At 52.9% G+C, this 22,553-nt stretch carries 23 protein-coding genes; 17 read left to right on the top strand and 6 right to left on the bottom strand.

Translation table 11 applies throughout. The annotated features are described in order from the left end of the window. Nucleotides 1-66: 66 nt before the first annotated feature. The 3 genes from flgN to flgA form a co-directional block, all read right to left on the bottom strand. Entirely contained in the window at nucleotides 67-489 is a 423-nt protein-coding gene (gene flgN, locus OGY72_RS16750; RefSeq protein WP_003036178.1) for a flagella biosynthesis chaperone FlgN, read from the bottom strand. Between the two features lie 3 nt (nucleotides 490-492). Next, nucleotides 493-786, bottom strand: coding sequence for a flagellar biosynthesis anti-sigma factor FlgM (gene flgM / locus OGY72_RS16745; RefSeq protein ID WP_003832153.1), 294 nt, complete (start codon nucleotides 784-786; stop codon nucleotides 493-495). Nucleotides 787-879: 93 nt separating this feature from the next. After that, nucleotides 880-1,539 (bottom strand): flagellar basal body P-ring formation chaperone FlgA, encoded by a 660-nt coding sequence (flgA, locus tag OGY72_RS16740; protein ID WP_148362127.1) that lies wholly within the window; start codon nucleotides 1,537-1,539, stop codon nucleotides 880-882. A 157-nt stretch (nucleotides 1,540-1,696) separates the two neighbouring features. Between flgA and flgB the strand changes: the two genes are divergently transcribed. The 11 genes from flgB to flgL all read left to right on the top strand — a co-directional run bounded on the left by flgB (nucleotide 1,697) and on the right by flgL (nucleotide 11,572). Continuing rightward, on the top strand, nucleotides 1,697-2,113 hold the full coding sequence (gene flgB / locus OGY72_RS16735) for a flagellar basal body rod protein FlgB (RefSeq protein WP_003036189.1): 417 nt from the start codon (nucleotides 1,697-1,699) through the stop codon (nucleotides 2,111-2,113). A 3-nt stretch (nucleotides 2,114-2,116) separates the two neighbouring features. Beyond that, entirely contained in the window at nucleotides 2,117-2,521 is a 405-nt protein-coding gene (gene flgC, locus OGY72_RS16730) for a flagellar basal body rod protein FlgC (RefSeq protein ID WP_003036191.1), read from the top strand. A gap of 11 nt (nucleotides 2,522-2,532) precedes the next feature. Then, complete coding sequence (gene flgD, locus OGY72_RS16725; protein WP_286548403.1) at nucleotides 2,533-3,231, top strand: flagellar hook assembly protein FlgD; 699 nt, start codon at nucleotides 2,533-2,535, stop codon at nucleotides 3,229-3,231. Nucleotides 3,232-3,257: 26 nt separating this feature from the next. After that, on the top strand, nucleotides 3,258-4,493 hold the full coding sequence (flgE, locus tag OGY72_RS16720) for a flagellar hook protein FlgE (protein WP_286548401.1): 1,236 nt from the start codon (nucleotides 3,258-3,260) through the stop codon (nucleotides 4,491-4,493). A gap of 20 nt (nucleotides 4,494-4,513) precedes the next feature. Further along, nucleotides 4,514-5,269 carry a flagellar basal body rod protein FlgF gene (locus OGY72_RS16715; RefSeq protein ID WP_286548399.1) on the top strand — a complete coding sequence of 252 codons (756 nt, stop codon included), beginning with the start codon at nucleotides 4,514-4,516 and terminating at the stop codon, nucleotides 5,267-5,269. A 13-nt stretch (nucleotides 5,270-5,282) separates the two neighbouring features. Next, nucleotides 5,283-6,065 (top strand): flagellar basal-body rod protein FlgG, encoded by a 783-nt coding sequence (gene flgG, locus OGY72_RS16710; protein WP_003036202.1) that lies wholly within the window; start codon nucleotides 5,283-5,285, stop codon nucleotides 6,063-6,065. A 57-nt stretch (nucleotides 6,066-6,122) separates the two neighbouring features. Then, a complete protein-coding gene (locus tag OGY72_RS16705; protein WP_032934415.1) occupies nucleotides 6,123-6,821 on the top strand; it encodes a flagellar basal body L-ring protein FlgH in 699 nt (232 codons plus the stop codon). A gap of 33 nt (nucleotides 6,822-6,854) precedes the next feature. Continuing rightward, nucleotides 6,855-7,931: a flagellar basal body P-ring protein FlgI gene (locus tag OGY72_RS16700; protein WP_032934416.1), complete on the top strand. Its 1,077-nt coding sequence runs from the start codon at nucleotides 6,855-6,857 to the stop codon at nucleotides 7,929-7,931. Next, the gene (gene flgJ, locus OGY72_RS16695) at nucleotides 7,931-8,881 is read left to right on the top strand and encodes a flagellar assembly peptidoglycan hydrolase FlgJ (RefSeq protein WP_279274885.1); all 951 of its coding nucleotides are present in this window, start codon (nucleotides 7,931-7,933) and stop codon (nucleotides 8,879-8,881) included. Before OGY72_RS16700 ends, flgJ begins: the two co-directional genes overlap by 1 nt. Nucleotides 8,882-8,945: 64 nt before the next feature. Beyond that, nucleotides 8,946-10,604 carry a flagellar hook-associated protein FlgK gene (gene flgK / locus OGY72_RS16690; RefSeq protein WP_279274884.1) on the top strand — a complete coding sequence of 553 codons (1,659 nt, stop codon included), beginning with the start codon at nucleotides 8,946-8,948 and terminating at the stop codon, nucleotides 10,602-10,604. Nucleotides 10,605-10,618: 14 nt separating this feature from the next. After that, on the top strand, nucleotides 10,619-11,572 hold the full coding sequence (flgL, locus tag OGY72_RS16685; protein ID WP_032942958.1) for a flagellar hook-associated protein FlgL: 954 nt from the start codon (nucleotides 10,619-10,621) through the stop codon (nucleotides 11,570-11,572). 78 nt (nucleotides 11,573-11,650) lie between these two features. Here the strand turns inward: flgL and OGY72_RS16680 are convergent, their stop codons facing one another. After that, nucleotides 11,651-12,850, bottom strand: coding sequence for an MFS transporter (locus OGY72_RS16680; protein WP_100272646.1), 1,200 nt, complete (start codon nucleotides 12,848-12,850; stop codon nucleotides 11,651-11,653). A gap of 21 nt (nucleotides 12,851-12,871) precedes the next feature. Between OGY72_RS16680 and OGY72_RS16675 the strand changes: the two genes are divergently transcribed. Further along, nucleotides 12,872-13,897, top strand: a complete 1,026-nt coding sequence (locus OGY72_RS16675; protein ID WP_286548391.1) for a LysR family transcriptional regulator — start codon at nucleotides 12,872-12,874, stop codon at nucleotides 13,895-13,897. Nucleotides 13,898-13,938: 41 nt separating this feature from the next. On the opposite strand, the gene rne is transcribed toward OGY72_RS16675, so the two are convergent. Next, nucleotides 13,939-17,202 carry a ribonuclease E gene (gene rne / locus OGY72_RS16670; RefSeq protein WP_286548389.1) on the bottom strand — a complete coding sequence of 1,088 codons (3,264 nt, stop codon included), beginning with the start codon at nucleotides 17,200-17,202 and terminating at the stop codon, nucleotides 13,939-13,941. Nucleotides 17,203-17,776: 574 nt separating this feature from the next. On the opposite strand from rne, the gene rluC reads away from it, so the two are divergent. Then, nucleotides 17,777-18,730 (top strand): 23S rRNA pseudouridine(955/2504/2580) synthase RluC, encoded by a 954-nt coding sequence (rluC, locus tag OGY72_RS16665; RefSeq protein ID WP_003036228.1) that lies wholly within the window; start codon nucleotides 17,777-17,779, stop codon nucleotides 18,728-18,730. Between the two features lie 82 nt (nucleotides 18,731-18,812). On the opposite strand, the gene OGY72_RS16660 is transcribed toward rluC, so the two are convergent. Beyond that, nucleotides 18,813-19,397 (bottom strand): Maf family protein, encoded by a 585-nt coding sequence (locus OGY72_RS16660; RefSeq protein WP_003832177.1) that lies wholly within the window; start codon nucleotides 19,395-19,397, stop codon nucleotides 18,813-18,815. Between the two features lie 197 nt (nucleotides 19,398-19,594). Between OGY72_RS16660 and yceD the strand changes: the two genes are divergently transcribed. The 4 genes from yceD (at nucleotide 19,595) to fabH (ending at nucleotide 22,540) form a co-directional block, all read left to right on the top strand. After that, on the top strand, nucleotides 19,595-20,116 hold the full coding sequence (yceD, locus tag OGY72_RS16655; protein WP_003036239.1) for a 23S rRNA accumulation protein YceD: 522 nt from the start codon (nucleotides 19,595-19,597) through the stop codon (nucleotides 20,114-20,116). Between the two features lie 16 nt (nucleotides 20,117-20,132). After that, nucleotides 20,133-20,306, top strand: coding sequence for a 50S ribosomal protein L32 (rpmF, locus tag OGY72_RS16650; RefSeq protein ID WP_003036242.1), 174 nt, complete (start codon nucleotides 20,133-20,135; stop codon nucleotides 20,304-20,306). A gap of 123 nt (nucleotides 20,307-20,429) precedes the next feature. Next, nucleotides 20,430-21,509, top strand: a complete 1,080-nt coding sequence (gene plsX / locus OGY72_RS16645; RefSeq protein ID WP_071846967.1) for a phosphate acyltransferase PlsX — start codon at nucleotides 20,430-20,432, stop codon at nucleotides 21,507-21,509. Nucleotides 21,510-21,586: 77 nt separating this feature from the next. Then, the gene (gene fabH / locus OGY72_RS16640) at nucleotides 21,587-22,540 is read left to right on the top strand and encodes a beta-ketoacyl-ACP synthase III (protein WP_003832181.1); all 954 of its coding nucleotides are present in this window, start codon (nucleotides 21,587-21,589) and stop codon (nucleotides 22,538-22,540) included. Nucleotides 22,541-22,553 lie beyond the last annotated feature (13 nt).

Below are 22,553 nucleotides of genomic sequence, written 5' to 3'. Positions count from 1 at the left end.
GGCATAACGCCGTATCCGGCCTACTAAAGGCGTAGGCCTGATAAGCAAAACGTTATCAGGCTGACATCAAATAGAGAATTTTTTCCCGCCGCGGTGCGCAGCAGAGGTTTGACCGTTTGCGCCATACAACGCCGGTTCCTGGTGCGGTTTCAGCACTTGTATTGCTTGTTGATTACGCTCGATCTGCCCTTCCAGCAGCCAACCATTGTGCTGGTTGAGATCGCGTAAGTGCTGTGTCTTCTTGGTGATTGTCTGCCAGCGCTCGGCAATCTCATCATTGGCGCTACGCGTGGCGTCATGCTCCAGACGGCGCTGCTGCTCAAGATAATCAAGGGTTGCCAGCAAGGAGCTTTTTTCTTCTGTAATACGCTGTAGCTGGCTGCCGTTGATATGCCCTGCGGAAAGCTGCTGCTGTTCAGCATCCATTACCGTTTTCAGGTCATTGAGGACAGTCGTCATCTGGTCAAGTATTTCTGACAAACGAGTCATACTTTATTTACTCTGTAGGTAGCTCTGCGCCTCGCGAATCAGCGAGTCGGCAATTTTTCCGGTATCCATTTTCAATTCACCGTTACGGATTGCGGTTTTCAGTGCTTCCACGCGTTCCATATTGATGTCATTGGTGCCAGGCTGCATCAGTTTGGCCTGGGCGTCGCTCAGCATGACGCTGGTGCTGGTGGTCGCGGTGGTTTTTTCCTTCCGCGCTTTTTGTACCGGCGCATCGCTGGTTTCACGCGGCTGAACGGTGCTTACTGGCTTCAATGGTGAGGTACGATCAATGCTCATTTTATTTTTCCTCATCGAGGGGTTACGCTATAGCGGCCCGCTGTAATCATTGGTTGTTTATCTATCGGCACACGCTAAAAAATCTTTAACCTATTATAGGTTAATAAGAATATTCCCATCAGAATCGACGACGCCGCTCACCACCTGGCCTGAAATCATCCGCACTCGCGCATTCTGTGCGACAGCGGCGTTGTTCAGCGCTTTACCTTCGGCATTGACCCGAAAGCCATCTCCGTTGGCAATAACCAGTACGCGCTGACCGGCCTTGATCCGCCATGCCTGGCGCAACATCGAAAGCTGTATCGGTTGGCCCGGCACCAGATCGCGCAGGCTCACTGCATCCTGCACCTGACTCATATCCAGCACCGCGCGCGGCGGTAGTTGGTCCAGTCGACCACGTTTCAGCGTTACGCTGGCCGGGGTCAGGGTGCTACCTCGCGCTACGGACGCAGCGGCAACAACGTAGTTTCCCGTCGCCTGCACGTTCACCTGCAGATAACGTTTTTCGTTGGCACAGCGAGCCAGCACATTCACATTACCCCACAGTTTTGCGCTACCTGACACGCTTAATGCTGGTTGCTCACAGCTCGGCAGTAAGTTAGGTGACGTTCGGAGAGTGACCACCACCTCATCGCTAAATCCAGCCAGGCGCTGGGAAAACCATGCCGTTAGCTGCGAATTCAGGTCTTGTGCCAGCGTCATAGGGCTGAACAGCAATGCTGCCACGACTATTCCACGTTTAAACGTTTGCATCAAAACCTCGCGCTTTTTCAGGTAGTGGCAGGATTTTACCTGTGTGACGCAGTCATCAACGCAACAAATAGCGACGCATTTTGCGTTTATTCCGGCGATAACGCGCGCGTAATGGGATTTAAGCTGTCGGCTGAATTTTGTCATTTGCGGAGGAGATATGCTCGATAAGCTCGACGCCGCCTTACGTTTTCAACAGGAAGCGCTGAATTTGCGCGCCCAACGCCAGGAAATATTGGCGGCCAACATTGCCAATGCCGACACGCCGGGGTACCAGGCGCGCGATCTGGATTTCGCCAGTGAATTAAAAAAAGTCATGGTGCGAGGACGGGAAGAAACCGGCGGCGTTTCGTTGACGCTGACCTCTGCACAACACATTCCAGCCCAGACCGTTTCTGCGCCGTCTACGGAGCTGCTCTACCGTATTCCTGACCAGCCATCTCTTGATGGCAACACGGTAGATATGGACCGGGAGCGCACGCAATTTGCAGACAACAGCCTCAAATATCAAATGGGGCTGACGGCGCTGGGTGGACAAATCAAAGGCATGATGAACGTGCTGCAAGGAGGGAACTAATTCGTGGCGCTGTTAAATATTTTTGATATCGCAGGTTCTGCGCTGACGGCTCAGTCTAAACGCCTGAACGTCGCGGCCAGCAACATGGCGAATGCGGATAGCGTCAGCGGACCCGACGGTCAGCCGTATCGCGCGAAACAGGTTGTTTTTCAGGTAGATGCTGCGCCAGGTGCGGCAACCGGTGGCGTAAAAGTTGCTGACGTCATTGAAAGTCAGGCGCCGGATAAGCTGGTTTATGAACCCGGTAATCCGCTGGCCGATGCGAATGGCTACGTAAAAATGCCGAATGTGGACGTTGTTGGCGAGATGGTCAACACCATGTCTGCCTCACGTAGCTATCAGGCAAACGTCGAAGTGCTCAACACCGTGAAAAGCTTGATGCTTAAAACGTTGACGCTAGGCCAGTAAAGGAGGCGCACATGTCTATTGCTGTAAAAATGAATGACCCGAGCACGACGGGGGTTAATGCCGCCACGGGGAATAGCTCACTGACGGGCAGCAACGCTGCTGACCTGCAAAGCAGCTTTCTTACGCTGCTGGTTGCACAGCTGAAAAACCAGGATCCGACCAACCCGCTGCAAAACAACGAACTGACTACCCAGTTGGCGCAAATCAGTACCGTGAGCGGGATTGAGAAGCTGAACACTACGCTGGGATCGATCTCCGGGCAGATCGACAACAGTCAGTCACTGCAGGCCAGTACGCTGATTGGCCACGGTGTCATGATCCCGGGTACCACCATCCTGACCGGTAAAGGGACAGAAGAAGGTGCCAAAACCACGACAACACCATTTGGCGTTGAGCTGCAGCAACTGGCAGATAAGGTTACCGCAACCATTACCGATAAAGACGGCAAAGTGGTACGCACCATTGATATTGGTGGATTGAAAGCGGGCGTTCATACCTTTACCTGGGACGGCACCATGACCGATGGCACGGATGCACCAAGCGGTTCTTACAACGTGTCAATTGCTGCCAGTAATGGCGGAACGCAACTGGTGGCCCAGCCGCTTCAGTTTGCGCTGGTGCAGGGCGTTATTCGCAGTAACGGCGGTAATACGCTGGATCTGGGCACCTATGGAACCACCACCCTCGACGAAGTACGGCAGATAATTTAAGCCTTCACACTTATCAGGAGTAAGTCATGGCCTTTTCTCAAGCGGTCAGCGGTCTGAACGCTGCAGCGACCAACCTCGATGTCATTGGTAACAACATCGCCAACTCCGCTACCTACGGTTTTAAATCTGGCACGGCATCTTTTGCCGATATGTTTGCCGGTTCCAAAGTCGGTTTGGGCGTTAAAGTTGCGGGTATTACTCAGGACTTTACCGACGGTACTACCACCAACACCGGACGTGGTCTGGATGTTGCTATCAGCCAGAACGGTTTTTTCCGTATGGTAGACAGCAACGGTTCCGTTTTCTACAGCCGTAACGGTCAATTCAAGCTCGATGAAAACCGCAATATCGTTAACATGCAGGGGCTGCAGCTCACGGGCTATCCGGCTACCGGTACACCGCCAACAGTTCAGCAGGGTGCGAACCCGGCACCGATCACTATCCCGAATACGCTGATGGCGGCTAAATCCACCACCACTGCGTCAATGCAGGTCAACCTGAACTCCACTGACAAAGTGCCAACCAAGACCCCGTTTAACCCAAGCGATGCCGATTCCTACAATAAAAAAGGCAGCGTTACCGTTTTCGATAGCCAGGGTAACGCCCATGACATGAATATTTTTTATGTCAAAAACGCGCAGAGCAACACCTGGGAAGTCTTCACTCAAGATGCTTCTACCGGCGAGCCCGCAGATCCTGCTGGGTTTATGCAGTTTAGCAAAAACGGTGTGTTTTTAGGGATTAGCGCCACTGCAACTGGGGCGCCAGCAGGAACGGATATCAACATCACAACTGGGAAGATTAATGGCGCAACTGAAGCCACCTTCTCTCTGAGTTTCCTGAACTCCATGCAGCAGAACACCGGTGCCAACAACATCGTCGCCACGAATCAGAACGGCTACAAGCCGGGCGATCTGGTGAGCTACCAGATTAACAATGACGGTACGGTGGTCGGTAACTACTCCAACGAACAGCAACAGGTTCTGGGGCAGATCGTGCTGGCAAACTTTGCCAACAACGAAGGTCTGGCGTCTCAGGGCGACAACGTCTGGGCGGCCACACAGGCTTCCGGCGTGGCGCTGCTGGGTACCGCAGGCGAAGGTAACTTCGGCAAACTGACCAACGGTGCGCTGGAAGCGTCAAACGTGGATTTGAGTAAAGAACTGGTGAATATGATCGTTGCTCAGCGTAACTATCAGTCGAACGCGCAGACCATCAAAACCCAGGATCAGATCCTCAACACGCTGGTCAACCTGCGCTAAGCGCCTGACGGGATAGCTTAATGGATCACGCAATTTATACCGCTATGGGCGCGGCCAGTCAGACGCTGAATCAACAGGCGGCGACGGCCAGCAACCTGGCAAACGCTTCCACGCCAGGGTTTCGTGCACAGCTCAATGCGCTGCGCGCGGTTCCTGTAGAAGGATTGTCTTTACCGACGCGTACGCTGGTGGTGGCCTCCACGCCGGGGGCCGATATGACGCCCGGTCAGATGGATTATACCTCCCGCCCGCTGGATGTGGCGCTGCAACAGGATGGCTGGTTGGCTGTGCAGACCGCAGACGGTAGCGAAGGATATACCCGCAACGGCGCTATTCAGGTAAGCCCTACGGGTGAACTGACTATCCAGGGACACCCGGTAATTGGCGAAGCTGGACCGATAGCCGTACCGGAAGGTTCAGAAGTCACCATTGCGGCGGACGGGACAATTTCTGCACTTAACCCTGGCGATCCGGCTAATACGGTCGCGCCAGTGGGGCGGCTGAAGCTGGTGAAGGCAACAGGGCTTGAAGTGCAACGTGGTGATGACGGTATGTTCCGCCTGACCCAGGCCGCACAGGCTACCCGTGGTGCAACGTTACAGGCTGACCCCAGCATTCGCGTGATGTCGGGCGTGCTGGAAGGCAGTAACGTTAAACCGGTTGCTGCGATGAGCGACATGATCGCCAACGCCCGCCGCTTTGAAATGCAGATGAAAATTATCAGTAGCGTGGATGATAACGCGGGCCGCGCCAACCAACTGCTGTCGATGAGTTAATACAGGACATTTTATGATCAGTTCATTATGGATCGCCAAAACCGGCCTGGATGCGCAGCAAACCAACATGGATGTGATTGCCAACAACCTGGCAAACGTCAGCACCAACGGATTTAAGCGCCAACGTGCCGTATTTGAAGATCTGTTGTACCAGACGATTCGTCAGCCTGGCGCCCAGTCTTCTGAGCAGACCACACTGCCGTCTGGTTTGCAGATTGGTACCGGCGTACGTCCGGTTGCGACCGAGCGTTTACACAGCCAGGGTAACCTGTCGCAGACCAACAACAGTAAAGATGTGGCGATTAAAGGCCAGGGCTTTTTCCAGGTCATGTTGCCCGATGGTACGTCCGCTTATACCCGCGACGGTTCTTTCCAGGTGGATCAGAACGGTCAGTTGGTGACGGCGGGTGGTTTTCAGGTTCAGCCTGCCATCACTATTCCGGCTAACTCGCTCAGTATCACCATTGGACGCGACGGTATTGTCAGCGTGACCCAACAGGGGCAGGCGGCGCCTGTTCAGGTCGGGCAGCTTAACCTGACAACCTTCATGAACGATACCGGTCTGGAAAGCATTGGTGAGAATCTGTACACCGAAACGCAGTCATCCGGTGCGCCGAATGAGAGCACGCCAGGGCTGAACGGCGCGGGTCTGCTGTATCAGGGCTATGTTGAAACCTCTAACGTCAACGTGGCGGAAGAGCTGGTAAACATGATCCAGGTTCAGCGCGCTTACGAAATCAACAGTAAAGCGGTATCGACCACCGATCAGATGCTGCAAAAACTGACGCAACTCTAAAGTGGAGCCCGGTGGGGTGAAAATCTCACCGGCACACTGATTTTGAAGATGACCGCAATGCGAAAATACGCGCTTCACCCATACCCAATTTTAGCCCTGCTGGTGGTTTCACTAACAGGATGTGCCTGGATCCCGGCCACGCCGCTCGTGCAGGGCGCAACGTCTGCCCAGCCCGTTCCAGGTCCAACGCCGGTGGCGAATGGCTCAATCTTCCAGTCGGCACAACCGATTAACTATGGTTATCAGCCACTCTTTGAAGACCGTCGTCCACGCAATATTGGCGATACGCTGACCATCGTATTGCAGGAAAACGTCAGCGCGAGCAAAAGCTCTTCGGCGAACGCCAGCCGCGACGGCAAGACAAACTTTGGCTTTGATACCGTACCGCGCTATCTGGAAGGATTGTTCGGTAACGAACGTGCCGACGTAGAAGCCTCCGGCGGTAACTCCTTTAACGGTAAAGGCGGCGCGAACGCCAGAAATACCTTCAGTGGTACGCTGACCGTAACGGTCGATCAGGTACTGGTGAATGGCAACTTACATGTCGTGGGTGAAAAACAGATCGCTATAAATCAGGGCACTGAATTCATCCGCTTCTCCGGGGTTGTAAACCCGCGCACCATCAGTGGCAGCAACTCCGTACCGTCAACCCAGGTTGCGGACGCGCGTATTGAGTACGTCGGTAACGGCTACATCAATGAAGCGCAGAATATGGGCTGGTTGCAGCGTTTCTTCCTTAACTTGTCGCCGATGTAAGCGAGGTACCCAGTGTTTAAATCTTTTGTTGGAATGGTACTGGTGCTGATAACCACCTTTGCGCATGCTGACCGTATTCGTGACCTGACCAGCGTTCAGGGCGTGCGGGAAAACTCGTTGATAGGTTATGGGCTGGTAGTCGGTCTGGATGGTACGGGTGACCAGACCACACAGACGCCGTTTACGACGCAAACGCTCAATAACATGCTTTCGCAGTTGGGGATAACCGTGCCAACTGGCACCAATATGCAGCTGAAAAACGTGGCGGCGGTGATGGTTACCGCGTCATTTCCTGCATTTGGTCGTCAGGGACAAACCATCGACGTAGTGGTCTCCTCTATGGGGAATGCCAAAAGCCTGCGCGGCGGTACGCTGCTGATGACCCCGTTAAAAGGGGTCGATAGTCAGGTATATGCGCTGGCTCAGGGGAATATTTTGGTGGGTGGTGCGGGCGCGGCTGCAGGTGGTAGTAGCGTACAGGTTAACCAGCTCAATGGTGGACGCATTACCAACGGTGCGATTATCGAACGTGAATTACCCAGCCAGTTCGGCGGTGGTAACACCATTAATCTGCAGCTCAATAATGAAGATTTCACGATGGCGCAGCAGATTACCGACACCATCAACCGCTCGCGTGGCTTTGGTAGCGCAACGGCGTTGGATGCCCGAACCATTCAGGTGCGCGTGCCAAGCGGCAACAGCTCGCAGGTGCGTTTCCTCGCTGATATCCAGAATATTGAGGTGAACGTCACGCCGCAGGATGCGAAAGTGATTATCAACTCGCGCACCGGATCTGTTGTCATGAACCGCGAAGTGACGCTGGATAGCTGTGCCGTGGCACAAGGCAACTTGTCGATCACGGTGAACCGCCAGGCGAACGTCAGCCAACCGGACACACCGTTTGGCGGTGGACAAACCGTGGTGACGCCACAAACCCAGATTGACCTGCGCCAAAGCGGTGGTTCACTGCAAAGCGTGCGTTCCAGCGCCAACCTGAACAATGTGGTGCGTGCGCTGAATGCGCTGGGGGCAACGCCGATGGATCTGATGTCCATTCTGCAATCGATGCAGAGCGCGGGTTGCTTACGCGCCAAACTGGAAATCATCTAATGATTGGTGACAGCAAACTGCTGACCAGCGCTGCCTGGGATGCGCAATCACTGAACGAACTGAAAGCGAAAGCGGGTCAGGACCCGGCGGCGAATATCCGTCCGGTCGCCCGTCAGGTTGAAGGGATGTTCGTGCAGATGATGCTGAAAAGCATGCGTGAAGCGCTGCCGAAAGATGGCGTGTTTAGTAGCGATTCAACGCGCTTGTATACCAGTATGTATGACCAACAAATTGCGCAGCAAATGACCGCAGGCAAAGGTCTGGGGCTGGCTGAAATGATGGTCAAGCAGATGACTGAAGGGCAAGCGCAACCTGCGGATGACGCGCCGCAGGTGCCGATGAAGTTTTCACTGGAAACGGTGACCAGCTATCAAAATCAGGCACTGACGCAACTGGTCCGCAAAGCCATCCCTCGGGCGACAGAAAGCAATGATGAGCCACTGTCAGGTGACAGCAAAGACTTCCTCGCCCAGCTATCGCTGCCGGCTAAGCTGGCCAGCCAGCAAAGCGGGGTCCCGCATCATCTTATTCTGGCACAGGCGGCGCTGGAATCCGGATGGGGGCAGCGACAAATTCGCCGTGAGAACGGTGAGCCGAGCTTTAACATTTTTGGCGTGAAGGCTTCGGGAAGCTGGAAAGGTCCAACCACTGAAATCACCACAACTGAATATGAGAACGGTGAGGCGAAAAAGGTGAAAGCCAGATTCCGCGTCTATAGCTCTTACCTTGAGGCGTTGTCGGATTATGTCGGTCTGATATCACGTAACCCGCGCTATGCGGCAGTGACCGCTGCCGCGACCGCCGAGCAAGGGGCGCTGGCATTGCAAAATGCGGGTTACGCCACGGACCCTAACTATGCGCGAAAATTAACCAGCATGATCCAGCAGTTGAAATCGATGAGTGAAAAAGTGAGCAAAACCTACAGCACGAACATCGATAATCTCTTTTAAATAGCTCAAGTCTACCGACCTGCTGCCGATAATAACGAGTATTGAAGGATTACAAGGAACCTCCATGTCCAGCTTGATTAATAACGCGATGAGTGGACTCAGCGCAGCGCAGGCCGCGTTGAATACTGCCAGTAACAACATCTCCAGCTATAACGTTGCCGGATATACCCGACAGACGACAATTATGGCGCAAGCGAACAGCACGCTGGGTGCGGGGGGCTGGGTAGGCAATGGTGTCTATGTTTCTGGTGTACAACGTGAATATGACTCCTTTATCACTAACCAGTTGCGAGCAGCGCAGAACCAGAGCAGCGGTCTGACGACACGATATGAGCAAATGTCAAAAATCGACAATCTGCTCTCCAGCAAAACCAGTTCTATTTCGACCTCCATGCAGGGCTTTTTTACCAGCCTGCAAACGCTGGTCAGCAACGCCGAAGATCCGGCGGCACGCCAGGCGCTAATCGGTAAAGCTGATGGGTTGGTAAATCAGTTTAAAACGACCGACCAGTATCTGCGCGATCAGGATAAGCAGGTCAATACCGCGATTAAAGCCAGCGTTGATCAGATCAACAACTATTCGAAACAAATTGCCAGCCTCAACGACCAGATTTCTCGTATGACAGGCGTCGGCGCAGGTGCGTCTCCTAACGACCTGCTTGACCAGCGCGATCAACTGGTCAGTGAATTGAATCAGATTGTCGGTGTTGAAGTCAGCGTTCAGGATGGTGGCACTTACAACCTGACCATGGCGAACGGTTATTCGCTGGTACAGGGTAGCAATGCACGCCAACTGGCGGCAGTGCCTTCCAGCGATGATCCTAATCGTACAACTGTGGCCTACGTTGATGGCGTTGCCGGAGCTGTTGAAATTCCGGAGAAACTGCTGAATACCGGTTCACTGGGCGGACTGCTCACCTTCCGTTCTCAGGAGCTAGATCAGACGCGTAATACCCTCGGCCAACTGGCGCTTGCATTTGCCGATGCGTTTAACACCCAGCATAAAGAAGGTTTTGATGCCAACGGCGATCAGGGTAAGGATTTCTTTGCTATCGGCAGCCCGGAAGTCTTCAACAACGCGAAAAATACGGGTACAGGATCGTTAAGCGCTAAGATCACTGACAGCTCCGCCGTGCAGGCGACAGATTATAAAATCGTTTTTGATGGGAAGGACTGGCAGGTTACTCGCCTGGCGGATAATACCAGTTTCAAAGCCACCGTTACCGGTGGAAAAATGTCCTTTGACGGGATGGAAATCACCGTTAATGCTGGCGCGAAAGCTAATGACAGTTTTACTGTAAAACCCGTGAGTAACGCTATCGTTGATATGAAAGTTATGGTGACCGATGAGTCGAAAATCGCCATGGCTCAAGTGTCTAAAAATGATACGGACCCCACCATCGATAAAGGCAAGAGCGACAACCGTAACGGTCAGAAACTGTTAGATCTGCAAACCAAAGCGACTGTCGGCAATAAGACCTTCAACGATGCATATGCCACGCTGGTAAGCGATGTTGGGAACAAAACCGCTACGCTGAAAACCAGCGCCACCACCCAGAACAACGTGGTGACACAGCTTTACCGGCAGCAACAGTCTATTTCCGGCGTTAACCTCGACGAAGAGTACGGTAATTTACAGCGTTTTCAGCAGTATTACCTGGCTAACGCTCAAGTGCTGCAGACCGCGAATGCGTTGTTTGATGCACTGATTAATATCCGCTAAGGGAGAGGGACACAATGCGTATCAGCACCCAGATGATGTACCAGCAGAATATGCGTGGCATCACTAACTCTCAGGCTGAATGGATGAAGTTTGGTGAGCAGATGTCAACGGGCAAACGCGTGATCAACCCATCAGACGATCCGATTGCCGCCTCGCAGGCCGTGGTACTTTCTCAGGCTCAGGCGCAGAACAGCCAATATACGCTGGCACGCTCATTCGCGACGCAAAAGGTGTCGCTGGAAGAGAATGTTCTGAGCCAGGTGACGACGGCAATTCAGGCTGCACAGGAAAAAATCGTTTATGCCGGGAACGGAACGTTAAGTGATGACGACCGTGCATCGCTGGCCACCGACCTACAGGGGATCCGCGATCAGCTGATGAACCTGGCAAACAGTACCGACGGTAATGGTCGCTATATTTTCGGTGGATATAAAACAGAATCCGCACCGTTTGCCCAGGCAGATGGCGCTTACAGCGGCGGTACAACAAACGTTACCCAACAGGTCGATGCCTCCCGAACCATGGTGATTGGTCATACTGGCGATAAAGTATTCGCCAACCTGACCAGCAACGCTGTACCGGAACCTGGTGGCGGCACTCAGGAAAAGAACCTGTTTAAAATGCTGGATACCGCTATTGATGCGCTCAAAACCCCTATTGCGGGTGATGACGTTGCAAAAGCTACCGCCGCTGCTGCCATTGATAAAACCAACCGTGGTTTAAAGAATTCACTCAATAATGTTTTGAGCGTCCGTGCAGAATTAGGTACGCAGCTGAGTGAACTAAGCTCGCTGGATTCACTGGGCGCCGATCGTGCATTAGGCCAAACTCAGCAGATGAGTAATCTGGTGGATGTTGACTGGAACGCCGCGATCTCGTCTTATGTCATGCAGCAGGCTGCGCTACAGGCATCCTATAAAGCGTTCACCGATATGCAGGGAATGTCGTTGTTCCAGCTCAATCGTTAACGCCTCGTTTTGAAACATATCTTGAAACTGGGTATGTTTGTCTGCCCGCTCCTTTAACACCCCGGAGCGGGCATTTTTTTAGGCAACCGACGTCTTACTAAGCGACGGGTTCCCCGTCAGTCTTATGACCAACGCAATTGCACTGCTGAAGGTAGCCAACACAACGACACCTTCCCAATTTGCCAGGGCGTAGACCTGACTTCCGAGAACTGAACCCAGCGCCATACCGATAAACACCATCGTAAACAGCAGAGCGTTCAGTCGTCCTCGTGCCAGAGGCTCCAGGCTATAGACCAAATTCTGGTGGGCAACCAGGCTGGATTGCAATCCGAGATCAAAACCTACAGCCGAAAGGGCGATGAGCAGCCACTGCCCCTGAACGGGCAGGGCGGGTAACAAAAACATCAGTGCGAAAGATACCGTTACCAGCAAAGCACCCAATTGCGTCACTTTTGCCGCACCCACTTTATCGGCAAGATGGCCCGCCATCGGTGCGGCAAGCGCTCCGGCTGCTCCCGCGATACCAAAAGCACCCGCTATAGCGCTACCCATGTGGTAATGCTCAGATAACATCACCGCCAGCGTAGACCAGAAGGCGCTAAAAGCAATGGACAGAAAGCCTTGTGCCAGTGCTGCGCGGCGCAAGGTGGAATATCGTTGCCAAAGTTGCGCCATTGAGAGCATTAATGATGGATAGCTCAACGTGGAATGGACCGTAAAGCGAGGCAGTACTTTCCACATAATCGCGGTAATTACGGCAATGCTGACGGCAGCGAGTTGGTACATCTCGCGCCAGCCAAACGCTTCGCCCACCAGTCCACTGACGGTACGTGAGAGTAAAATCCCCAACAGAAGGCCCGTCATCACGGTGCCCACCGTTTTTCCCTGCTTGCCTTCGGGCGCCAGTATTGCCGCCGCAGGCACAATATCTTGTGCCATGGTTGCCGCCATTCCCATCAGCAGGCTCACCAGTAATAGCGAATGCAACTGACCGGTAAAGCTACAGGCCAGCAGCAGCGCGGCAAGAGAGATGCTTTTCAGCAGGATTAATGTCCGGCGGTCATAACGATCGCCTAATGGCAATAAAAACAATATACCTAACGCATATCCCGCCTGGGTCAGCGTCGGGACCAGCCCCATACCGGTGAGACTTAAGGCCAGATCCTGACCCATTAAAGGCAGAAGAGGCTGGGCGTAGTAGATAGCGGCCACGCTGAATCCGGCGCCCATTGCCAGAACAAAAATGACCCAACGGGAAAGTGCGGTATGTGTGTTCACAAATGATTCCTCAATCACAGGATGTGCGGTTATTTTTATCCTTCAGCGAGTGGCGCGGTAGCGAGCGCAGTGGTAAAACAGTTATACGTCAAACGTATGATGAAACTGAAAATGATAAAAAATGAGCGTATAGACAGGGTGGAGCTGATGCGTACGTTTGTACGTATTGTCGAAGCAGGATCGCTTTCGGCAGCGGCAAAACAGATAGGGACGACGCAGGCGACCGTTAGCAGACGGCTGCAATCGCTGGAAACGCTGCTGGGTGTGAAACTGCTTATGCGTACCACGCATGCGATGAAATTGACCGACGATGGTGAAAGAGGCTATCAGCATGCTAAGAAGATTATTGATGCCTGGCTGGCGCTGGAAGATGGACTTAATGTCACAGAAGATGAACCGGTGGGGACGTTGCGAGTTCGCGCACCGCATGCGTTCGGGCAACAACAACTACTTGAGCCGCTTTTGCAGTTTCTTTCGCGCTATCCCCAGTTGGCAGTCGAGTGGATGCTCAACGATAAAACCGTTGATTTTCTGAGCGATAATATTGACTGCGCGATCAGGGTTGGTGCTGAGGTGGATCCGGCCACGGTTTCCGTTTTACTGGCTGAAGTTCCCCGTAGTATGGTAGCGAGTCCAGGACTGCTGGAGCAATATAGCGAGCTTTCTCATCCTGAGCAGTTATCAGCGCTGCCCTGGATTGCCGTGAACACGTTTTTTCAGCATAGCGTTTCGTTGTTGCACCAATTGCGTAATGAGCCAGTCACGTTGAATATTTCACCCAGGTTAAGTACCGACAGTATTTATGTCGCCAGAAATGCCGCGCTGGCGGGGTTGGGAGTGACTATTATTTCAAGCTGGATGGTGGCGGAGGATATTGCCAATGGACGTCTGGTTGCGTTGCTACCTGAGTGGCATGCGGCGCCGTTGCCTGTACATTTGGTTTATCCATGGGCGCGTTACTATCCGACCCGCTTACGCAAGTTTCTGGCCCTAATGAAGGATGTTATGCCGCAGCTGACGGGGATGAAAGGCGTAGATCAGATATAAAAAAAGCCGACCCGAAGGCCGGCTTTGATATTGATTATGGCTTACTCAACAGGCTGTGGACGTGTTGCTGGCGCAGTCGCTTGATGCGTTGCGCTGTGTCCACCTGCGGCACCTTTGCCTTCAAAGGCGAATGCCGGACGCTGCCAGTCGCTATGACGCGGCGCTTCTGGCACATATTCCGGTGCAGGAGCGCGGGTCATTGGCGCGGTTGCATGGCTGTGCAGGTGTTCAGCATCAGCGCTTGCTGCGACAACTTCAGCCTTAACGACTTCAGTTTCGACGACAGGCGCGGCAACAACGTCTCTCGGCGCTGCAACCTCTTCAACAACTGGCGCTGTTTCCACAACTTCAGCAATCTCTTCAACCACTTCTGGCTGGGGAATAACAACCTCTGCAGGCTCTTCAGCAACCGGTGCAGTCACAACGTCAGCCACAGGTTCGGCTTCAGCGGCGATTTCTTCTGCTACGGGCGCATCAGATGCAGCGATAATTTGCGGTTGTTCCTCGACAGGGGTCGCAATCACTTCCGGATGCGTGGTTTCAACCTGTGTGGTTTCAACAACGGCGGCCTGAGGCTCAGCTACGACAACCTCTGGTCGCACGGCTTCAACCGGCGCAGGGGCATCCACAATGTGTTCAACGGCAGCGGCAGCAACCTGAGGCTCTACGGCGACAGGTGCAGCTTGCTGCTGGACCATTTCCTGTTCGCGCTGTTCTTCAACCTGCTGATCCTGAGGACGTGCAACAGGGTAGCGGATCCAAACTTTACCGGACGCTAATTCTGGAGATGCGCAGGCGACCGTTAACGGTATCGGCGACTGAACCGGATAACGCTCGTCACGGTAACGACGACGACGCTGTCCACTGACGCGCAGATGGCGAGGAGAGCGGCGAGAACGACGCGGCATACCGTTGGAGTCACGAGTTTCGCTGTTGTCTTCCTGCTCAGTCGCAACGACGGCTGGCAGATCAACTTTCGCCAGTTCGGTGCGCTGTGCTGGTACCGGCTGTTCTGTTGGTTGAGCAACAGCAGTTTCAGCGATTGCAGCAACAGTAGCCACTTCGGCTTCAACCGCCGGGCTGTCTGTGAAACGAACTTTCTGAGTCAACTGACGCTGTTTGCGGCGGGTTTGAGGCTGACGTACGCGCTCTTCCTGCTCGGTATCCTGCACAGGTTGTTCAGCCTGGTTCAGCTCTTTAACTTCCTGCTGAGCCTGACGCTTGTCATCGTTACGACGGCGGTTGCGTTCGCGACGCGGCGCCTGCTGTTCATCACCGGATTTCGCTTTGTCTGCAACATCAGTGGTTTGCTGGCGGTTATCGCGAGCTTCCGCATTTTGCTGCTGGGACTGACGACGGTTACGGCGGTTATCTTCACGGTTTTCGCCGTTTTCCGAACGTTCGTTACGGTTGTCACGGTCACCGCGATTATCACGGTTATCACGGCGATCGTTACGGTCGCGACGATTGTTCTGACGCGGTTTACGACGATCCTGCTGGCGTTCGGTTTTTTCTTCAGCTTTCGGCGCAGGTTGTTCAACCGGTTTCACTTCTTCGCTACCACCGAAGATGGACTTCAGGGCGCCAAAGAAACGGCTAATCAAACCGGGCTGTGCGGCAACGGCTGCGGTTGCTGCTGCAGCTTTAGGTGCGGCGGCTTTCGCGGCAGGTTCCTGCAGAGCAGGGGCTGGCGGAACGTCTGGCATGGCGAAGGTGGCCAGTGCCGGTTGCTCAGGCTGTTTACGCTCGACGTACTCTTCTTCCGTCGGCAATGCCATTGCCTCTTCATGCAGTTTCGGCAGCAGATAGCTCAGGGTCGGTGTTTCTTCCCCTTTACGTACGCGCAGCACAGAATAGTGCGGGGTTTCCATCTGATCGTTTGGCACGATCACACAGCGCACGCCATTCTGACGCGTTTCGATAGCATTAACCGCGGTACGTTTTTCGTTGAGCAGGTAAGAGGCGATCGGCACAGGAACAATAGCGTGAACTTCTTGCGTATTTTCTTTCAGTGCTTCTTCTTCGATCAGACGCAGAATAGACAGCGACAGTGATTCGTTATCACGTACGGTACCGGTGCCGGAACAACGCGGGCACACGTGATGGCTGGATTCACCCAGAGACGGGCTCAGACGCTGACGAGACATCTCCAGCAGACCGAAGCGAGAAATATGACTGATCTGAATACGCGCTCTGTCCTGGCGTACGGCCTCGCGCAGACGGTTTTCAACCGCGCGCTGGTGGCGAACCGGAGTCATATCAATGAAGTCGATTACAATCAGACCGCCGAGGTCGCGCAGACGCAACTGACGGGCAATTTCATCGGCTGCTTCAAGGTTAGTGTTGAACGCTGTTTCTTCGATGTCGCCGCCGCGAGTTGCGCGTGCGGAGTTGATATCGATAGCGGTCAGTGCCTCTGTGCTGTCAATAACGATTGAGCCGCCGGACGGCAGACGTACTTCGCGCTGGAACGCGGATTCAATCTGAGACTCGATCTGATAGTGGCTGAACAGCGGGATTTCACCGGTGTACAGTTTGATTTTGCTGCTGAAATCCGGACGACCCAGTGCGGCGATGTGCTGACGCGCCATCTCCATCACTTTCGGGTTATCGATAAGGATTTCGCCGATGTCCTGACGTAAGTAGTCACGGAAAGCGCGAACGATAACGTTGCTTTCCTGGTGGATCAGGAATGGAGCAGGGCGGCTGTCAGCGGCTTTTTGAATCGCTTCCCAGTGCTTCAGGCGGAAGCTCAGGTCCCACTGCAGTGCTTCGGCGGATTTGCCGACCCCTGCGGTACGCACGATAAGCCCCATGCCATCAGGCAGTTCCAGGCTTGCCAGCGCTTCTTTTAATTCGGTACGGTCGTCGCCTTCAATGCGACGGGAGATACCGCCCGCGCGTGGGTTGTTCGGCATCAGAACCAGATAACTACCCGCCAGGCTGATAAAGGTAGTCAGCGCAGCGCCTTTATTGCCGCGTTCTTCTTTATCGATCTGAACGATGACTTCCTGACCTTCGCGCAACACGTCTTTAATGTTGGGACGACCATGGGAGTTGTAGTTAGCGGGGAAGTATTCGCGGGCAATTTCTTTTAACGGGAGGAAACCGTGACGTTCAGCGCCGTAATCAACAAAAGCAGCTTCCAGACTCGGTTCAATACGGGTAATTTTGCCTTTATAGATGTTGGCTTTTTTCTGTTCGTGTCCAGGACTTTCGATATCCAGATCGTACAGACGTTGCCCATCTACAAGGGCGACACGCAACTCTTCCTGCTGAGTTGCGTTAATTAACATTCTTTTCATCGTAACTTACTCATTATTCTTACATTGACGACTAAGCTGCGGGCAGAGTAATGCCTTTCCGGGTGTGAACCGATGGCCTCGTGTCTATTCGCGTCGCCAACCTCACGGTTATCGTCAGCTCAAAGAGGCGCAGAGTGTCGGTTGCCTGCATTTCATACGGAAACACAGCGCAATTATCAGGGGAACAGTCTGGGTGTTACTCTCCAGAAAAGCTTCCATATTACCGGTAAGGACTGCAACCCGCAGCCCGCTAACTGCCTGAAAGATCAATACGTCTTACGCCATTGCTGCGTTGATGATCGGTCGGGCAAAATTGGGTCATTCCGGAAAAGTTCTTGTTTTAACAAGATTCAACACGGAAACAACCTCATTATTCCACTGCTAACCTTGTTATAGCAAGATGACTTTTGCCATTTATCACCCGGTTACTCACAGTTTTTTCACTTCCGCGTAGTGATTGCTTTAATAACCACCAAATCGGCTATGTCAAACTTAAGTAATAAGGTATAGCAGTTAATATAAGCATAGAAAAATGTGTGGCGCGAATCTTGATGGCTATTTAAAATCGGCCCCCATGAAAACAGAGACTCCAGCCGTAAAAACAGTTGCCATTACTGCAGACGAAGCAGGGCAACGCATCGACAACTTTTTGCGCACCCAGCTTAAGGGCGTGCCAAAAAGTATGATTTATCGCATTTTGCGTAAAGGCGAAGTGCGGGTGAACAAAAAACGCATTAAACCCGAGTACAAACTCGAAGACGGGGATATTGTGCGTATTCCACCTGTTCGTGTCGCTGAACGTGAAGAAGAGGCCATTTCGCCAAACCTGCAGAAGGTCGCGGCGCTGACCGACGTCATTTTATATGAAGATGACCACATTCTGGTGCTTAACAAACCTTCAGGTACGGCCGTACATGGCGGAAGCGGGTTAAGCTTTGGCGTCATTGAAGGATTACGTGCGTTGCGACCGGAAGCGCGTTTCCTTGAACTGGTGCATCGCCTCGACCGGGATACCTCCGGCGTTTTGCTGGTGGCTAAAAAACGCTCAGCCTTGCGTTCATTGCATGAACAACTGCGTGAAAAAGGCATGCAGAAAGACTATCTCGCGCTGGTTCGAGGCCAATGGCAGTCGCATGTCAAAACCGTGCAGGCGCCGCTGTTAAAGAACATTCTGCAAAGCGGCGAGCGTATCGTGCGGGTGAACCAGGAAGGCAAACCGTCAGAAACACGTTTTAAAGTGGAAGAGCGCTATGCGTTTGCTACGCTTGTGCGCTGTAGCCCGGTGACCGGACGTACGCACCAGATTCGTGTGCATACCCAGTATGCCGGTCATCCAATTGCTTTTGACGATCGCTACGGTGACCGTGAGTTCGATAAGCAACTGGCGGATACGGGGTTGAATCGGCTTTTCCTGCACGCCGCAGCGTTGAAATTTACCCATCCGGGAACGGGGGAAGTGATGCGTATTGAAGCGCCGATGGATAAGCAATTGAAGCGCTGCCTCGAGGTTTTACGCAGTAAAGCCTGATGCGCGTTGCTTATCAGGCCTACAATCGTGTGATGCACCGTAGGCCTGATAAGACGCATCGTGTCGCCATCAGGCAGATTAATCAGGCGTTCAACGGGTTCATCTCTTCCCGCCGCAGCATTTGACACAACGCGATAAGCGGCAAACCGATCAAGGTATTTGGGTCACGACCCTCCAGGCGTTCAAAGAGTGCAATACCTAACCCTTCACTTTTGAAACTACCCGCACAATGGAGCGGGCGCTCTTTGCGCAGATAATCATCAATTTCCGCCTCGCTTAAATGACGGAAATGGACGTCAAAAGGTTCTACTTCAGTTTGTAAATGTCCGGTCGCAGAATTATACAGCGCCAGTCCGGTGTAAAACGTCACAATATTGCCACGGGCTTTGAGTAATTGTTGGCGCGCATTTTCTTCTGTTAATGGTTTGCCGGTTATTTCACCATCAAGAACACAAATTTGATCGGAGCCAATAATCAGATGCGATGGGTAACGGTGGGCGAGAGATTGCGCTTTTTTCTGCGCCAGTCGCAAGACTAAATGGCGTGGTGCTTCGCCGGGCAACGGCGTTTCATCAACCTCTGGCGCTGCGCATTCAAACGGGATTGCCAGTTTTTCGAGTAAAGCGCGACGCCAGGGGGAGGTAGAAGCAAGAATAAGTTGAGGCATATTTTTTCCCTCGCATATAGCGTATTGATGAGAGCCATTTTAAACTATGGACTTCGACCTACAAGCTGGCTGTAGTGGCTTGTCTTGAGCGATTTTAAGTCGATGACCCGCAATGTGTGCGAATTATTGGCAAAAGGCAACCACAGGCTGCCTTTTTCTTTGACTATATGACGTTACAAAGTTAATATGCGCGCCCTATGCAAAAGGTAAAATTACCCCTGACTCTTGATCCGGTTCGTACGGCTCAAAAACGCCTCGATTATGAAGGTATCTATACTTCTGATCTGGTTGAGCGCGTCGCCGATTCTGTAGTCAGTGTGGACAGTGATGTGGAATGCTCCATGTCGTTCGCTATCGATAACCAGCGTCTCGCCGTTATAACCGGTGATGCGAAGGTATCGGTTACGCTCGAATGCCAGCGTTGCGGGAAACCGTTCCCACTTCATGTTCACACAACATATTGTTTTAGTCCTGTCCGTTCTGACGAGCAGGCTGAAGCACTCCCGGAAGCGTATGAGCCGATTGAGGTTAACGAATTCGGTGAAATCGATCTGCTTGCAATGGTTGAAGATGAGATTATCCTCTCCTTGCCGGTAGTTCCGGTGCATGATTCTGAACACTGTGAAGTGTCCGAGGCGGACATGGTCTTTGGCGAATTGCCTGATGAAGCGCAAAAACCAAACCCATTTGCCGTATTAGCCAGCTTAAAGCGTAAGTAATTGAGGAGTAAGGTCCATGGCCGTACAACAGAATAAACCAACCCGTTCCAAACGTGGCATGCGTCGTTCTCATGACGCTCTGACCGCAGTCACCAGCCTGTCTGTAGACAAAACTTCTGGTGAACAACACCTGCGTCACCACATCACTGCCGACGGTTTCTACCGTGGCCGTAAGGTAATCGCTAAGTAATCACGCATGACTCAATGGCTTTCCCACTTCTGGTGAGAAAGACAAAGAGTGAACGCGTGATGAAGCTTAGTGAGGCTTTCCCCGGGTAACTGGGGAAACACCTAACCGGGCAGCGACGATACCTTGACACGTCTAACCCTGGCGTTAGATGTCATGGGGGGAGATTTTGGCCCTACCGTGACAGTGCCTGCAGCATTGCAGGCACTGAATTCTAATTCGCAACTCACACTTCTTTTAGTCGGGGATCCCGATACAATCACGCCATTACTTGCCAAAGCTGACTTCGAACAACGTTCGCGTCTGCAGATTATCCCTGCTCAGTCAGTTATTGCCAGTGATGCCCGGCCCTCGCAAGCTATTCGCGCCAGTCGTGGAAGCTCAATGCGTGTTGCCCTGGAGCTCGTGAAAGAAGGTCAGGCACAAGCTTGTGTCAGCGCCGGTAATACGGGCGCACTCATGGGACTTGCGAAGTTATTGCTCAAACCTCTTGAGGGGATTGAGCGTCCTGCGTTGGTGACGGTGTTACCCCATCAGCAAAAGGGCAAAACGGTGGTGCTGGATTTGGGCGCCAACGTAGATTGTGATAGCACGATGTTGGTGCAATTTGCCGTCATGGGTTCCGTGCTGGCAGAAGAGGTTGTTGGCATTGCCAATCCTCGCGTAGCGTTACTCAACATCGGCGAAGAAGAAACGAAAGGTCTCGACAGTATTCGAGATGCTTCAGCTGTGCTAAAAACAATCCCTTCCATTAATTATATCGGCTATCTTGAAGCCAATGAGTTACTGACTGGCAAAACCGATGTGTTGGTCTGTGACGGTTTTACAGGTAATGTCACATTAAAGACGATGGAAGGTGTTGTCAGAATGTTCCTTTCACTGCTGAAATCTCAGGGTGAGGGCAAAAAACGGTCGTGGTGGCTTCTGTTATTAAAACGTTGGTTACAAAAAAGCCTGACAAGGCGATTTAGTCACCTCAACCCCGACCAGTATAATGGCGCCTGTCTGTTAGGATTGCGCGGCACGGTGATTAAGAGTCATGGTGCGGCCAATCAGCGAGCATTTGAAGTCGCGATTGAACAGGCAGTGCAGGCGGTGCAGCGACAAGTTCCTCAGCGAATTGCCGCTCGCCTGGAATCTGTATACCCAGCTGGATTCGAACTGCTGGACGGTGGCGAAAGCGCAAAATCACGAGCACACAGATAACGGTGCGTTTGTGAATGTGGCCAACGTATCAGCGATTTGCTCGTAGCGGTATATAACCAAAAAGTGACTGAGCGTACATGTATACGAAGATTATTGGTACTGGCAGCTATCTGCCTGAACAAGTGCGTACTAACGCCGATTTGGAAAAAATGGTTGAGACATCTGATGAGTGGATCGTCACTCGTACAGGTATCCGTGAACGCCATATTGCAGCGCCAAATGAAACAGTTGCGACGATGGGCTTTGCCGCCGCAAACCGTGCGATTGAAATGGCGGGCATCGACAAAGAACAAATTGGTCTGATTGTGGTTGCTACCACATCATCCACTCACGCATTTCCAAGCGCGGCGTGCCAGATCCAAAGTATGCTGGGGATCAAAGGCTGTCCGGCGTTTGACGTTGCAGCCGCTTGTGCTGGCTTCACTTACGCCCTGAGCGTTGCCGACCAGTACGTTAAATCTGGCGCAGTTAAGCATGCTCTGGTCGTTGGCTCCGATGTCCTTGCCCGTACCTGCGATCCAACCGATCGCGGAACGATCATCATTTTCGGTGATGGGGCTGGTGCGGTTGTACTGAGCGCATCAGAAGAGCCAGGCATTCTCTCCACGCATCTGCACGCTGACGGTCGCTACGGCGAACTGTTGACGCTGCCTAACGCCGATCGCGTGAACCCGGAAAACCCGATCCACCTGACGATGGCGGGTAACGAAGTATTTAAAGTCGCGGTGACCGAGCTTGCGCACATCGTTGATGAAACGCTGGAAGCCAATAATCTCGACCGTTCTGCGCTGGACTGGCTGGTGCCGCATCAGGCTAACCTGCGCATTATCAGCGCGACAGCTAAAAAGCTGGGTATGTCGATGGATAATGTTGTCGTGACGCTCGACAGACATGGTAATACCTCTGCTGCCTCCGTACCGTGCGCGCTGGACGAAGCCGTCCGCGACGGGCGTATTAAAGCTGGGCAGTTGATATTGCTTGAAGCCTTCGGGGGTGGATTCACCTGGGGCTCCGCGCTGGTTCGTTTCTAGTATAAGGATTTAA

Source organism: Citrobacter sp. Cpo221, from assembly GCF_030332345.1.
GTDB classification, from domain to species: domain Bacteria; phylum Pseudomonadota; class Gammaproteobacteria; order Enterobacterales; family Enterobacteriaceae; genus Citrobacter; species Citrobacter portucalensis.
This window is presented reverse-complemented; position numbering and strand designations above follow the sequence as displayed.